Raw genomic sequence first — 14,482 nt, 5'->3', positions numbered from 1 at the left:
GCGGAAGTACAGGTTACAGAAGCGGAGAAAAACGTTTCTCGTTTAGCTGAATTAAAAGAGTTATTACGGAATTATATGATTTGGCACCAAAGGGTACGTCATAGTACAGGCACATTGGAATTGTACGAAACGCACATTGAAAATTACACAAAGGAATTGGAAGAGACATGGAACGAGGCTGGTGGAGTTTGTCCGCTATGCGAATCGCCGATGTCTTTTGAACATTCTCATTGAGGGGTGATTCGTGTTGGTAAATACAAAAGAAATTGATGAATACGTTAATACCGTTGGACGCTTAAATACAGCACTTTCTGAAGTGCGATCAACGTTAGCCGCGTTAGAAAGCGGGGAGGGTCAATTTGAAATTGACCTTCGTAGACATCATGTTTATCACAGTATTCACAAATTAAAAATGGYAAATCGTAAAGAACTGGATACGGTTATTCGCTATGTCATAATCGGCCACTTAAAAGATAAAGAGAAATTTGTGGAATCAGAGCTACAAAATTTACTATCAAAACAACCTGAAGGGGGAAATGAGTAATGGAATTAAAACAACGTATTGAAATTGCGAAAGCGAATTTAAAGAAAGCTGAAACGGCAAAGATTCAAGCAGAGGCTGAAAAATCGTCAGCCGAAAAGCAATTAACGGAAATCGCAGACCAAATGGTGCAATACGGGGTAACGCCTGAAACGATCCAGGACGAAATCAACAAACTTGATTCATCTGTAAAAGAAAACCTGGAGCATGTAGAACGACTCATCCCGCAGGTATAAGGAGGCTGTTCTTATGTACGAGCTTCTAAAAGCAAGAGCGGATATTCGTCAGGCAAGCGATAAATTGAAAATGAAAATTGGTCAACGTGACTTGTTAGTTAAGCAACAAAAAAGCGCGGAAGCGAGAAAAGCAAAAGCTGATGAGCAACTTGGAGAATTTGATTTAGTACAGATTCTTCTTCAAAAGACAAGTGATTATGCAAGGCAACAAGCAAAACGTCGTATTGAAGAAATTGTTACGTCAGCTCTTACAGTTGTATTCGATAAAGATTACAGATTCGAAATTGAAATAGCAGTAAAAGGTAATCAACCTGTAGCGGAATACTGGCTCCAGTCTGAAGATGTGCGAACACAATTAAAGCCACCTGATTATGATCGCGGTGGTGGTGTAGCAGACGTAGTTAGTTTAGCGCTCAGATTGGCCGTAGGAGAGATTAGCGGTGTAAGAGGTCCATTATTCTTGGATGAAGTCGGGAAAATGGTAAGTCAAGAATATGCACCGAATGTAGCATACTTCTTGAAAGAATACAGTGCTAAATTTAGCCGCCAAATTATTCTTATTACGCACAATACTCATTTAGCTGAGATAGGTGACGTAAGTCTTGGTGTGACTCAAAAACAAGGGAAAAGCATAGTAACTACTTTATAGAAAGGGAGATTTGGATATGTGTATGAAATGTGAAATTAAAAGCGCGTTAAAAGGTGCATTAACTAATGTTGCAGGTTTGAAAATTACTGAGGAGGTTATCGGGAAAGCGACAGAAGCTCAGTTAAAGGAATTGCAAGCTGCAGATGAAGCAGAGAAAACGATTAGAAAACAACTTCAAGCGGAATATAAAGCTGAGATTGCTCCTATTCGTGAAAAGTATATAAAACGAACTGAGGAATTATTAAAACCAGTTTTTGAGCGTCATGATGCTGCTTGTATAGAAATTCAAAATGCATTAGGTATCGAGGAAGACGACGATGTATCCATAGATCTCGGGACAGGTGAAGTTACTAAAGAAGTTATCAAGAAAAAAGAATCAAGTAACCTTCATTAATACAACACATCGTAGAAGGCAACATTACCTTAGACACAACGTTACGAAGAACACGAAAAAGCAGAGGTGAGAGTATGAAGTTTCTATATTTCGGTGATCCCCATATACGAGGTACAAACCCTCGTAATCGTAAGGATAACTATAAAGAGGCATTAATTGCGAAATTACGTGAGATTTTTGCATTAGCTAAGTATAAAGGCGTGACAGCAATTATTCAGCCTGGAGATACGTTTGATAGACCTGAGGTTACGACAAGCGTGTTACTAGAGTTTGCGAAGGTACTGAAAGAGAGTCCAGTTCCAATCTATACGACAGCTGGTAACCACGATATTTATGGATACAATCTTGCAACGTATGAACGGACAAGTCTTAGGGTACTGGAGTTAATTGTCCCACAGCTTACAGTCATTAATGATCCTGGACAAGCGCATATGTTTCATCAAGATGGGAATCACGTACAGCTAACATTTACACCGTACAGTGACCAAATTGATAAAGCTGGTTATGGTTATTCACCAGAAGTAATTGAAGATTATGAGTCAACAAAAATACACGTAGCACATGGAATGCTACTTGACCATGATCCACCTTTTGACCGGTACACAAAAGTACAAGATGTAAAAACAGAGGCGAATTTGGTTTTGTGTGGCCATGACCATACAGGCTTCGGTATTTATAACCGTTCTGATGGGAAAATATTTGCGAATATCGGTAGTATCACGCGTTTGTCGGCTTCAGAAGCTGAGATGAGTAGACCGATACAAGTACTTATTATCGATGTGAAGTCACCAGGTGTTTTTGATTTAGAACGCATACCACTTCAAAGTGCAAAGCCTGGTGAAGAAGTGCTTGACCGTAGCCGAATTGAAGCGGAAAAGAAGCGTGAATATGCAATGCAAGAGTTTGCTTCTCTAATTCAAACAGAAACAGGCGAAGATGTGCTGGTTGATATTAATACGATTGTCGAGAGTATTGCAAAAACAGAGTCTATCAATTCTGACGTGGTAGAAATAGCACTCACGAAAATCGCAGAAGCGAAGGAGGGATTACGAGTATGATCGTAAATAAACCACAGTTTGATGAGAACGAATTAGGCGAAGGTACGGCGGTACAGGTCACAAGTGGTAACCCATTTGGACGCCCTAACTATAGCAATAATAAGCATGATTGGAATGCTGTAGTAGTAGAGTTTTCGCCGCTGATGATAAGTGTAGCTGGTTACAACAAAGAGGAACATGATCGAGTAGAAACGATGAACATAACAATTGACTCAATTGTTAAGGAGCGCGTAACGCTTAAAAAGTTAGTAGTAGAACTACCAAAAACTCAATGTGAGGTGGGACCAGAAAATGACTGAATTAGATAATCAAATTCGTAGTTTGCAAGATGTACATGGGACAGAAAAGTTACTTGCAGCAGCAAAAGAAATCTTAGGTAAGAAAGTTCCGAGTGATTATGTACGAGTGTTAGATCCACTTGAATTACAAGCATCATTACAACAAATTGATGCTGCAGTACAGGATGTTCTTGAAAAAGGTAAGGCACGTGAAGAAGCTTATGGACAAAAAGCGGATTTAATTAAACAAAAGGTAAAGCTTAAAACAGCTGTAGAGCTAAAAGAAGCTGAAGCATTTATGCAAATTCAAGGTGAAGGTCGTAACCAATTCGCTTATGTAAATGATCAAAAAGTAGCTCTTACGAATGATACGTTACGTGATGCGTATCGCCAGCACTACAGCAAAGAAGAACGTCGACAGCTTACTGATGTTGAGCAGAAATTAGCTTCAATTGATATTAAAATTTATCAAACAAAAGATGCATGGGAAACAGCAAAAGAATCGGCAGATCTCGTAAAAGCAAAAGCCTATGTACAAGCAAATCTACTGAAGTTTTTGGCGTAGGAGGTTGCTATGGATCCAAAACAAACAGCACTGAGAAATAAACAACGTGAACGGCAGCAACGCGGAGATGATTTTCAAACAGAAATTAGAAGAAGCTGGAGGCATGTTCCTAAAGTATGGCGCATGAGGATAGCAGATGGTGCAGGTGCAACTCGTCCAGGTGATGAGATTGTACTAACACCCGAAGTAAACATATTAGCTGAAATGAAACGTACTGAGAGTAGTAGATTTTCACTAGATTATATGAGACCGAATCAGATTCTCGGATTACGAGATTTTGATCAAGTTATTGATAGAAATTTAGGTTTAGTGTTTATCAGTTTCTTAAATGATAGTAAAGGACTTGATGAGGCTTACGCCTTCAGACTCCTTACAGCTCTTATTCATATGAAAAAACGAGATGTGAATCATATAAAACTTGAAGAGTTTCAAAATCAGACGGTTCCTTGTGTACCACTTCCAAGACTTACATACCATGAACCTTCTTACGATCTATCGGGGGTGCTCACTTGCTACAAATCTTTGTAAAAAACAACATCCGAATAAGGGGTGCTAGTACACCCMTTAAAGCGGCAATTACTAAGGCACTAACATTTGATAATCCAGCATATGTGAAAGCAAAAAAACAACGTAGACAAACTTGGGGAATACCAACAAAGCTTGAGCTATTTGTTTATGACAGGGGCGATATTGTAACGCCTCGAGGCTTCCTGTCAAAGCTGGAAGAGGTGCTAAAAAGCTTAGGCTACGATCCAGATAAAGTTATTACGTCACAGGTTTCATATGGCCGAGATGTTAGTTTCGGAGAATGGAATGCTGGCTTTGTTTTAAAAGAAGACCAAACACCGATGGTTGAAGCGCTTATGCAAGAAAACGGGATAGGTGTTGCACCGGCTGGTTCAGGTAAAACAGTAATGGGGATGCGCTATATCTATGAAAAAGGAAAAGCGGCCCTATGGCTCACACACACTAAAGATTTAATGTATCAATCCGCAAAGCGAGCTAAGGCTACAATGCCTGGTATCGGTCGTATCGGTTTTTTCGGTGACGGTGTACATGATTGGGGAGACGGTAAATTAATCGTTGCTACAGTGCAAACCTTACAGCGGAATCCACAAATAATCGATGCACTAAATGATTTTATCGGGACAGTAGTAGTGGATGAATCCCATCATTTTCCGGCAATACAATTCATTGAAACGGCTGGGAAGCTAACAGCTGAAAATATGATTGGTCTGACAGCAACACCTTCTCGAAAAGATGGGCTAGAAATTTACATGTACAACGGTGTAGGCCCGAAAGTGTACGAGATTAGCAGAGACGGAATGTATGAAGCTGGGAGATTAATAAAGCCGACAGTGAGATTCGTATATACAGAGTTCAATTACGAAACGGMAAGTAACCGTAACGAGATTGATAGTGTAGATGCTGGTGGTGAGGATCTTGATTATACAGATTTAATACGTCACCTCATTTCAGATGAGAAACGAGCGAAGTTAGTTGCTGAAAGTATAGTGGCGCATTATCCATTAGGTCCGGCTATCGTGATTACAGAATCAGTTCGATATTGTTTCGTCTTACAACAACTCGTACAAAAATTATTGAAAGAACGTTACGGCGACACGTATTACGGGAAACCAATTAATACAACCGTAATACACGGGGGTATTAGTCGTTACACCTGGAGAAAAGCGAAAAATGAAAAACATGCACAGCAACTTATTGATAGTGGTCATGCAGTAGATAAGAAACAAGGTAAGTACGGTTGGCAGGTAAAGGTTGCTCAGTATTCAGAAAAAGAATTTCGTGAATGGCAAGTAACCAAACAACAACGCAAAAACATTTTAGAAGCTTGTGACCGAAAAGAAGTAGACATTTTATTTGCTACTCAGTTAGCGCGTGAAGGATTGGATATGCAGCATTTAGCAGTTGGCCACATGGTAATGCCTAAACGTGGTGACTCACGTGAGAGTAATAGTGGCTCATCAGTAGAGCAAGAAATTGGACGTATCATGCGTCCTGATCGGAACAATCCGGGTAAAGAAGCGTACTGGTTCGACTACGTTGACTACAACGTCGGGGTGTTTAAGGACCAATATCATAGCCGTAGGAAAGTATATAGCCGAATTGGATTGACGGTACCGAGAAAGCCGAAAACAGAACGTGATACAGTGGCTAGTTTCTTAAATGATATGCCTTGGTGAAAGGGGTGATAACGATGGAAAAGTACGAATATGTGGGTGCACTTTATGAAATCACAAAAATGATTGCTTCAGCGAAAGAGGTGAAGTAAGTGGATCAAATCGATAAAGAAAAGGCTGCAAAAGCCGTCGTGGCTATGGTCGGTAAAGTTTGGGGTGCTATAAAAACAATAGTTCAAAGTGTCGGTACGGAGGTAGTAACGGAAGTTAGGAAAATGCAGCCATTTTTAGAAGAAGTTCAACGACTTGAAACGAAACGTGCCAAGCGTAGAAGAAAAGTAACCTATCGAAAAAAGAAAAGCCAAGCGAAACGCAAAGCATGGAAAAAATACAGCCTATAAAGGCACGGGAGGAAACATTAATGACACAAGAAACAAAACAAAATGAAGTAGTAGTACAAAATAACGCGGTGGTGAAAACAAACAGCGGCAGCAATTATATTTCAGCTATTTTAGAAGAAACAAAGCAGGGGTTTGTTGAAGCAAATAACGGTCTTGATATGGATTTCGTCCGTATGGGCGAGTGGTTAACGGTTACTAAAAAAGGTAATTTTGTTGAGAAAGATGACGAAAACGTATCGTACGGTGACAACATCGATGTAGTAATCGGATACGGTGAACAACGTTGGTCTGTATGGGGATTAGAAGAATCACCTGAAGCTGGGCAATTAATTGTAGCTGAAAGAACAAAAGAAGAAGCGGAAGTTGTATTAAATCAGTGGTTAGCAGAGAACCCGCAAGCACAAGAACGATACGAGCTAGATGCTATTCAGCTTCGATACATGGCATCAGTAGTTCCTGTATCAACGTTAAGCCCGGACGATTTCCCTCGTATTTACTTAATGAGCTTCAGTCCAACAGACACAATCATGTTCGGCCGTTTTGCAATGAATGTATATACAGGGAAATATAAAGCTTTAGAAATTCCATCAAAACTTGGGGTAAACAGAATTGTTACTCGTCTTGTAACAGCTGAAAGAAAGAGCCGTACAAATGCTAGTAACCAATGGATCGGTATTGACTTCCAGCCTGTAGGTGTATTTAAACCAGAAGATTACGGAATTCAAGTAGAAGAAACAGAACAAGCAGAAAAAGCTTCAGAATAAATAAGGAGGGCGTCTACAAATGGCAAAAAAGAAAGATAAAACAAGTGAGTATCAATATGTAGACGCATGGTACAGCAATCAGAACGGTAGAAGCATTCCGTGGAAACGAATCCCTTCTTCTGAAGTGAAGCAATTTCAAACGGGAGAGGCATTCAATTTCAATTGCTTTGCTACAGTTCAACGATTTGCGAACGATACAAAAGTAAAGGGGGAGACATTTATTGCTCCCCTATATTTTGACCTTGACCATGCGGAAGATCCATCAGTCAGCCAAAAAGATGCGGTAAAACTGGTGGAGTTTTTTACAAAAGAAATGGACATTCGTGAATCGGATATGTGGGTTTACTTTTCTGGATCAAAAGGATTCCACATCTTAATAAGCTCCGATGCACTCGGTATTGAACCGAGAAACGACCTTCATAAAATCTTCAAACATATGGCTGGGTACTTAGTCCATCGCCTAGGACTCACGTCACTAGACCTTGTGGTGTATACAGAAAAGCGAATGATTCGTTTACCGAACAGTATGCATCAAAAAACAAACCTATTTAAAACAGAAATTAGTGTAAATGAATTAAACAAATTAACGCTGGAAGAAATTAAGGATTTAGCGAAATCACCAAGACATGCTGACGATCTACCTTATACGTCAGAAGAACGTAAAAAGGCAATGAAATACAGACCTCGTACGGGGTATTTACTAATAAATAAAACAGAAGAATATGAACAAGCTGCAGCAACGAGTGCTCGTAAGTACACGAAAGAAGAATTCCAGTTTAAGAAAGACAAACCACCGGCATGTGTAGTTGATATTTTAAACGGTGGCTGGAAAAAAGACGGTGACCGAAACCAAGCAACAGTACAGCTTGCTTGTTACTTTAAGGATGCAGGGTACACAAGGGAAGAAACGCTGAAAACACTGGAAGAATGGGTGCTTAAATTTACATCTGAGGATAACGAGTATGGTAAGCAACAACGTGTTGCAAATACGAGAAGTGTTATCGATGCGGTATACAGCGGTGATAATACATACAAATTTGGTTGCGCGTTTATTCGTTCACTACATGGCGAAAAGAAACCAGGAAGCAAAGATTATGAACGTGTAGCGTGTGCTGGTGATATGTGTCACTGCATTAAGAAAAATGCCGAAGAAGAGGAAAATGCGAAGCTACTTCRTTTAGCGGAGACAGGCAATGCAGATCTTACTGGAAAGCTTGTAAAAACTCGCGTCATGGTTGCAGGTAAAAAGCATACGCCTTACATCATTCCTAAAAACATTGAGTACCATTGTTGGGGTAGAGAAAGTTGTAAAAAGGTACATTGCCCTCTATATGACATTCATACGCATACGGGATATAAAGACTTAGGCGTAAGTGACCGAGAAGTTATCCAAATGACGGGTGTAGGTGACGATAATATAAAAGGTATTTTACGAGAAATATCAGGCATACCAAATTGCCCGAAATACAATACGGATATTTTAGAGAATATGAACGTGGAAGAGTTACTTGTAATCCCGATGGCTGAAGAAGATGACGAAAAGCAAGAGCAGCATAAAGGGAATTATGTACTACGAAAAGTGTACGCCGTAAATGGATTAAACGTAAGTGAAAACAAGTACTATGAGTTAACTGGTTATGTATACCCACATCCAAAGAATCAGGAGTCAACACTACTTGTTAAGAGTGCGGCACCGCTTCAGGATGTGGTTGAAAGCTTTGCATTAAATGAACAAGTGAAAGAGGACTTAGCAACGTTTCAGCCGGCGGATTATACAGCAGAATCGATTGAACAAAAACTAGGAGCTATTTGTAACGATTTAACGTACAACGTGACACATATTGTAGAACGTGATGAGACATTACTTGCAGTGTTATTAACTCTTCATAGTGTTTTACGCTTTAAGGTACCGTGGGATTTAAATCCGTTACGTGGTTGGTTGGAATTGAAAATTGTAGGTGACACAGGTACTGGTAAGTCAGCCCTCATTGAAAAAGTTATGAAATACGCAGCACTTGGAACACGGGTAAATGCGGAAAGTACTTCACGTACAGGTCTAACGTACAAGATGGAACAGTCAGGTGCACAAGGTGCATGGTACATCGTTTGGGGTGCGTGGCCACTTGCGGATAAAGAAATGATTTGGATCGATGAAGATACAGGTATTACGAAAGACGATTACGGTGAAATGACACTTGCTCGTTCTGACGGAAAGCTGGAAGTAAAACGAGCTGTAACAGCTGAAACACCTTGCCGTGTACGTGCCATTATGTCAGGGAACGTGCCGAAAGGAAAACGACTTGCTGATTATTCTCAAGGCGCGGAAAGTTTAAAAGATATTTTCAATAACGAGGATATAAGGCGCTTTGACTTTGCAGTCTTTATGAGAGCAAGCGATGTGGATCCTGAATTGTACAACCAAACCCTTGCTACGTATCCATCAATCATACAGAAGGATACTTTGAAAAATAACATCTTATACGCTTGGTCACGTAAACCGGAGGACGTGTTATTTACAGACGGTACGATTGATAAAGTACTGGAGGTTGCAACAGACCTTGCAAAAGTATACGGAAATGCGAATGATATACCACTTGTTTCTCCTTCTGATCAACGGAATAAAGTAGCGCGATTAGCAGTTGCACTTGCAGCTCTTACACATTCAGTTGATGAATCAGGGGAACGAATTCAAGTTTGGCCAGGACACGTTGAGTTTATTGGAGAGTATTTAAAAGCTTTATACAATGCTCCAGGTTGTGGTTTGAATTACTATGCTCGTTTGGCGATAAAAGAGGAAGAAATGACAGAAGAAAGATATCAGAAGTTTACGGCAGACCTTAAGAAAATCGATACGTTAACAGGTGACATGAAATTCTATGAGTTTATCAAGCTATTCGCTCAGCAGAAATACTTACGACTTGGTGATGTAGAGGCAATGCTTTCCATCGATAAAGAAGAAGCGAAAGCGATCGTAAATCAATTAGCGAAAATGAGGATGATCCTTTTAACGAGCGGTGGCTATCGAAAAACGCCACGCTTTAATGCATACATTTCCTATTGCATGAAAAAAGGGCTCTTTGATCATATAGAAGATGAGTACTACTAATTATATGGACAAGCTATATAAATATGACTGGAAGTGGAAATATGAAACTTGGAAGTTTATTCGGAAAACCGAAGACATTAGCAAGTAGCAAAAAAACGGTACCGGTAAAAGAATCAAAACTAGCGGTTGAAATGGAAAAAAAGAAGAAGCCAGGACAATTCGATATTGTTTGGCCAAAAGTAGAAGCGCAACAAGTGAAAGACTATCAAGCTATTCTTACAGCTGTAGATTTAAAGAAATACTTAGAACGCTGTGTACAAACAGGTATAGCCGGATTCGACTGGGAGACCGCAGCAAGTAAAGAAGTTAGAGTGCATTATAAAAAGGAGTTTGAAGATATAGAAGAAGCACGTACTACAGGTATTATCGACGATAAAGAAGCGGAAAGCAGAAGTGAGATTCTAGAAAAAGCGTATTTAAGAACACCACTGGATCCGTGGAAAGGTGAAATTTGTACGGTGTCACTGTCAGCAGCAGCACACCAATCACGTGTTGTCCCAATTTCGCATAAAGTTGGCCAAGTATTTGAACCAAGTATGGATAGAGATGAAGCTAGAAAAGTTGTACTAGATTTACTCGATGAGTACTTATTCAAAAATGAAAATGTACTAAAGATTGCGGTTAACTTATCTTTTGAAACGAAATACGCAGCGAAGTACGGTAAATACATTTTAGGAAAAGTAGCAGATCCATTGATTATGTGGGTACGGTGTTTACAAGTTGTAGCACCGCAAAAGATTAACAATCCGAAAAAGCCTACAAGCGGATGGGGGTTAAAGCCCGCTACGAAAGAGATTTTTGGTGTAACAATGAACGACTTTTCAGCTCTTTTAAAGAAATACAAGGTGGATTTCTTTGATGAAATTGATGCCAGTAAAGGTGAAGGACTACTTTACTCAGCTGAAGATGCGGATTACGCACTGCAGCATTACGAATATTGGTCTCAAATAGCTTCGCAAATTCCGCGATATGAGGAATGGCTCCATAAGATTGAAATGCCGTTCACACGTGTTATCGGTCTTATGGAATATTGGGGGATGAATTGGGATCCAAACCTTGCAACGCAAAAGAAACAAGAAGCAGAAATTATGCAAGAGCAAGCGGCTGAACGTATTAAACAAATCGCGAAAGAAACGTTCAATATTGATATAAATACCGGTAAATCAGGTAAAACGAACGAAGTGAAAAGCTTAATGTTTGATTACTTAAAAATACCGATTGCCAAATATGGAAAAACAGGCGCGAGTCTTGATCAAGAGGCGCTTATCGATATGGCATTTATGCTTGAAAACAAGCTGAACGATATTAACGAGGAAAAATACCTCGGCATTTCATTGCCTGAAAATTGGGAAAGTATTGATCCTGACAAGGACCCTACCTTAGATAAGTTAGAGCGTGGAGCAATTCGTATCGCAAAACGTGAACCGCATCCTTATAAAGAACAAGCGCTGGAAGTTATTGACCAGCTAAAGAAAATACAAAAATACACGACGTTACTTTCTTCACACATCATTGGACGTGAAAAGTACTTGAATTTCATGAGCGGACGAATTCATGCAGGGTACAGTCCATTTACGGAAACAGGACGTTTGAACAGTTTTAATCCGAATGGCCAGAATGTACCTAGACCTGATAACGATGAATTTGGTATCCGAAATTTCTTTGTACCTAAACCAGGAAAGATATTATTCTTCATTGACTTTTCAGGCTTTGAGCTTCGCTTAATGGCATGGAAATCAGGCGACGAAGTCATGACTGAATTGTTTAATACAGGCGGTGATATGCATCGCAGAACAGCATCTGTTATGACTGGAAAACCCGAAGATGAAATCGTAAAAAAAGAACGTACGGATGCAAAGGCGGGTAACTTCGGTATCTCTTATGGAGGTACTGAGCACGCGTTGCAGTTCACATTTAAAACAAAGTACTTAATTCGTAAAACGTTAGATGAATGTGCTCAGATTGTAAATGCCGTTAAAACAGCGTACAAACGTATACCTGAGTATCAGCGCAAAATTGTATTAGAAGCACGGGAACAAGGATATGTACAAACGATTTACGGATATATGCGATTACTACCTGGCATTAACAGCGCGAATAGGAGAGATCGTGGCTCAGCAGAAAGACAAGCAGCCAATACACCGGTACAAGGTAGCGCAGCTGACATTATGAAGAAAGTACAAAATGAAATTTACGAATCTATCGGTAAACAAGAAGGCGTACTTGCTCATGGTAGCGTTGATATGATTGCACAAATTCACGATGAAATCATTTTTGAAATAGATGATGATCCGGAAATTGTAGTTGCAGTAGAAAAACAAATTAAACAAGTTATGGAGCAACCTCCAGTACCAGGATTTCCAGTTCCGATTGAAGCAGAAGGAAGTGTAGGGTATCGATGGGGCGAGAAGATGAGTGTTGAGGCCTGGCTTAAACAAAGGGAGGAATAGCATGTGGGAAGAGGAGAGGGACCACGTAAATCGTCATTTACAAAGCGTCATGCAACAGCATTACCACGTGTAAAGCCAGCGAGAATTGTGGGAAGTATTGCTGGAGAACCGTACAACATGGTTTGGGTAGTAAGTTCATTAAGAAAGGATAAAAAGACGGGAGTAGTAGATCCAGTACCGCAGGATCCATATGCAGAGTCGTTATTCAAAAATTGTTTTAAAAAATGGAGGGGAGACGATGGACGAGAACTTGAATCGTCAACAACGTCGCACGGTTGAACGTGAGCGAAAGAAAACAAGGGAGCGGCAAAGCTTCCATCGCGGTGAAGTGCAACAAGTATCCCTTATGTCGTATAAAGACGGTCGAACATTAGCGTTAAGTGCAGTAAAAGAGGTGTTAGGTTTGGGTCCAGTACGTTTAGAACGTGTACAGAAACGTTTGGAAGAACTAGAAAACGAGAATTTCAATGAACTATTTTTAGAGCATTTAAGAAAATAAAAAGCTGTAGGAAGGATGTGCGATTGTGGGTGGTAGACAGCAAGGAAAGGGGTACGAAAATCGGAAAAGCGATCGGAAATTAGAAAAATTAAAACGTGAAATGGTTAAGCAAAAAAAGAAAATAGCAAAAGGTGAGCCACGAAAGGCGGTAGCGTACTTGAATAATTCGGAGCAACAGTTAAAAGATGTGATGCAAGAAAATCATGATCTGCAGTTAGAAGTTGATCTATACAAATCACAAGTGAAAGTGAAAGAAAATTACTCGAAACGTGTATTGAAAGAAAATAAAGAATTACGGGAACAGATTAAAAGTTTACGTAAAAAGTCTATTTCGTTATTTGTTTCTTATATGGTGGTAGCGTTCATTGTTAGTTTTCTAATTGCTAGATAAGAAGGGAAGCGATTGAGATGTCTGTGGTGAAAGACAATGAGTTTTGGAAAGAAGTGTATTACTACATGGAAAAGCATAATTGCTATAAGGATGAGGCTATAGAGGTCGTGGAGGCTCAGTTCAATAGTAAGAACGAGAAAAGAGTAAAAATTATTGAAGCCGTAAAAGAAAAATTGATTTGTGCAGGAATACCTGAAAAGGACTCATTAAAATTCGCAGAAACTGCACCCTTTGTTAATTCCTTAACTGGTGCCAGTGTAGAAAGAATGGTGAGAAGTTTTATAGATTTGTTTAAAAAAGGGGAGCGTGCAAATCAATGAATATTACTCATTTATTCCAGCTTCAAAAAGACCTTGATAACAAGATTGTGGAAAAACGTAGTTTACAAAACGTGCCCTTGTTTCAAGAAAAGAAATTATCATTTCGTGACGAGTTAAGTGAGTTACTTCATGTGTGGCGCGGTCATAAGTTTTGGAGTGAAAATAACAAGCCAATTACAAAAGGTGTACGTAACAAGGGTCAAATGATGGAAGAAGATAAGGAGTACTACAATCCGTTATTAGACGAATTTGTTGATGCACTTCACTTTGCTTTATCGATTGGATTAGAACGTGAATGGGATAAATATATCGATGCCTTTGTAGTACGTAATAGCAAAGGAAATACAAAAATAGAAATTATCGATGTGTTTAACGATTTATATGAAAATAAATTATGGACTGCGGCACATTACATGACCTTGATGAATGACTTGGCGTACTTAGGTGCAGCACTTGGATTTTCGGCTATTGATATTTATAACGCGTATATCGAAAAAAATAAAATCAATCATGATCGTCAGGCATCCGGGTACTAAAAGGAGGCGGAACGGTGGGGAAAGTTATTCTTTGGACAAAAGAAGAAATAGCGTATCTGGAGGATTACTGGGGGACATACAGCATTAAAAGTATTGCGAAGAAGTTAGATCGCACTGTAAATGCCATAAAACTAAAAGCAAGTCGTATAGGGT

General features: G+C 39.6%; 18 protein-coding genes and 1 pseudogene. All 19 read left to right on the top strand.

Annotation, left to right across the window (positions count from 1 at the left end; translation table 11 throughout):
• Window positions 1–234, top strand: a pseudogene (locus tag AC1DJR_RS04470) (exonuclease SbcC); the annotation flags it as partial.
• Between the two features lie 13 nt (window positions 235–247).
• Window positions 248–544, top strand: a complete 297-nt coding sequence (locus AC1DJR_RS04465) for a hypothetical protein (RefSeq protein ID WP_477002103.1) — start codon at window positions 248–250, stop codon at window positions 542–544.
• Window positions 544–777: a hypothetical protein gene (locus AC1DJR_RS04460; protein ID WP_048517008.1), complete on the top strand. Its 234-nt coding sequence runs from the start codon at window positions 544–546 to the stop codon at window positions 775–777. Before AC1DJR_RS04465 ends, AC1DJR_RS04460 begins: the two co-directional genes overlap by 1 nt.
• 13 nt (window positions 778–790) lie before the next feature.
• Window positions 791–1,426 carry a P-loop NTPase family protein gene (locus tag AC1DJR_RS04455; protein WP_477002102.1) on the top strand — a complete coding sequence of 212 codons (636 nt, stop codon included), beginning with the start codon at window positions 791–793 and terminating at the stop codon, window positions 1,424–1,426.
• Window positions 1,427–1,442: 16 nt separating this feature from the next.
• A complete protein-coding gene (locus AC1DJR_RS04450; protein ID WP_477002101.1) occupies window positions 1,443–1,820 on the top strand; it encodes a hypothetical protein in 378 nt (125 codons plus the stop codon).
• Window positions 1,820–2,878, top strand: a complete 1,059-nt coding sequence (locus tag AC1DJR_RS04445; protein WP_477002105.1) for a metallophosphoesterase family protein — start codon at window positions 1,820–1,822, stop codon at window positions 2,876–2,878. The genes AC1DJR_RS04450 and AC1DJR_RS04445 overlap by 1 nt, the downstream gene beginning before the upstream one ends.
• Window positions 2,875–3,177, top strand: coding sequence for a hypothetical protein (locus tag AC1DJR_RS04440; protein WP_477002100.1), 303 nt, complete (start codon window positions 2,875–2,877; stop codon window positions 3,175–3,177). The genes AC1DJR_RS04445 and AC1DJR_RS04440 overlap by 4 nt, the downstream gene beginning before the upstream one ends.
• Window positions 3,170–3,721: a hypothetical protein gene (locus AC1DJR_RS04435; protein WP_477002099.1), complete on the top strand. Its 552-nt coding sequence runs from the start codon at window positions 3,170–3,172 to the stop codon at window positions 3,719–3,721. The genes AC1DJR_RS04440 and AC1DJR_RS04435 overlap by 8 nt, the downstream gene beginning before the upstream one ends.
• A gap of 9 nt (window positions 3,722–3,730) precedes the next feature.
• A complete protein-coding gene (locus tag AC1DJR_RS04430; protein ID WP_215551000.1) occupies window positions 3,731–4,249 on the top strand; it encodes a M48 family metalloprotease in 519 nt (172 codons plus the stop codon).
• A gap of 83 nt (window positions 4,250–4,332) precedes the next feature.
• Window positions 4,333–5,925 (top strand): DEAD/DEAH box helicase, encoded by a 1,593-nt coding sequence (locus tag AC1DJR_RS04425; protein WP_477002104.1) that lies wholly within the window; start codon window positions 4,333–4,335, stop codon window positions 5,923–5,925.
• A gap of 89 nt (window positions 5,926–6,014) precedes the next feature.
• Window positions 6,015–6,263, top strand: a complete 249-nt coding sequence (locus tag AC1DJR_RS04420; protein WP_215551001.1) for a hypothetical protein — start codon at window positions 6,015–6,017, stop codon at window positions 6,261–6,263.
• A gap of 20 nt (window positions 6,264–6,283) precedes the next feature.
• The gene (locus AC1DJR_RS04415) at window positions 6,284–7,027 is read left to right on the top strand and encodes a hypothetical protein (RefSeq protein WP_477002098.1); all 744 of its coding nucleotides are present in this window, start codon (window positions 6,284–6,286) and stop codon (window positions 7,025–7,027) included.
• Between the two features lie 19 nt (window positions 7,028–7,046).
• Window positions 7,047–10,133: a DNA primase small subunit domain-containing protein gene (locus AC1DJR_RS04410; RefSeq protein WP_477002097.1), complete on the top strand. Its 3,087-nt coding sequence runs from the start codon at window positions 7,047–7,049 to the stop codon at window positions 10,131–10,133.
• Window positions 10,134–10,156: 23 nt separating this feature from the next.
• Window positions 10,157–12,583: a bifunctional 3'-5' exonuclease/DNA polymerase gene (locus tag AC1DJR_RS04405; RefSeq protein ID WP_477002096.1), complete on the top strand. Its 2,427-nt coding sequence runs from the start codon at window positions 10,157–10,159 to the stop codon at window positions 12,581–12,583.
• Window positions 12,584–12,586: 3 nt separating this feature from the next.
• A complete protein-coding gene (locus AC1DJR_RS04400) occupies window positions 12,587–12,862 on the top strand; it encodes a hypothetical protein (RefSeq protein WP_477002095.1) in 276 nt (91 codons plus the stop codon).
• The gene (locus AC1DJR_RS04395; RefSeq protein ID WP_477002094.1) at window positions 12,822–13,082 is read left to right on the top strand and encodes a hypothetical protein; all 261 of its coding nucleotides are present in this window, start codon (window positions 12,822–12,824) and stop codon (window positions 13,080–13,082) included. The genes AC1DJR_RS04400 and AC1DJR_RS04395 overlap by 41 nt, the downstream gene beginning before the upstream one ends.
• A gap of 25 nt (window positions 13,083–13,107) precedes the next feature.
• Window positions 13,108–13,473, top strand: coding sequence for a hypothetical protein (locus tag AC1DJR_RS04390; protein ID WP_477002093.1), 366 nt, complete (start codon window positions 13,108–13,110; stop codon window positions 13,471–13,473).
• Window positions 13,474–13,490: 17 nt separating this feature from the next.
• Window positions 13,491–13,793: a hypothetical protein gene (locus tag AC1DJR_RS04385; RefSeq protein WP_477002092.1), complete on the top strand. Its 303-nt coding sequence runs from the start codon at window positions 13,491–13,493 to the stop codon at window positions 13,791–13,793.
• The gene (locus AC1DJR_RS04380; protein WP_477002091.1) at window positions 13,790–14,329 is read left to right on the top strand and encodes a dUTP diphosphatase; all 540 of its coding nucleotides are present in this window, start codon (window positions 13,790–13,792) and stop codon (window positions 14,327–14,329) included. Before AC1DJR_RS04385 ends, AC1DJR_RS04380 begins: the two co-directional genes overlap by 4 nt.
• Window positions 14,330–14,482 lie beyond the last annotated feature (153 nt).

This window comes from Bacillus sp. 05T31 (genome assembly GCF_056396725.1).
This window is presented reverse-complemented; position numbering and strand designations above follow the sequence as displayed.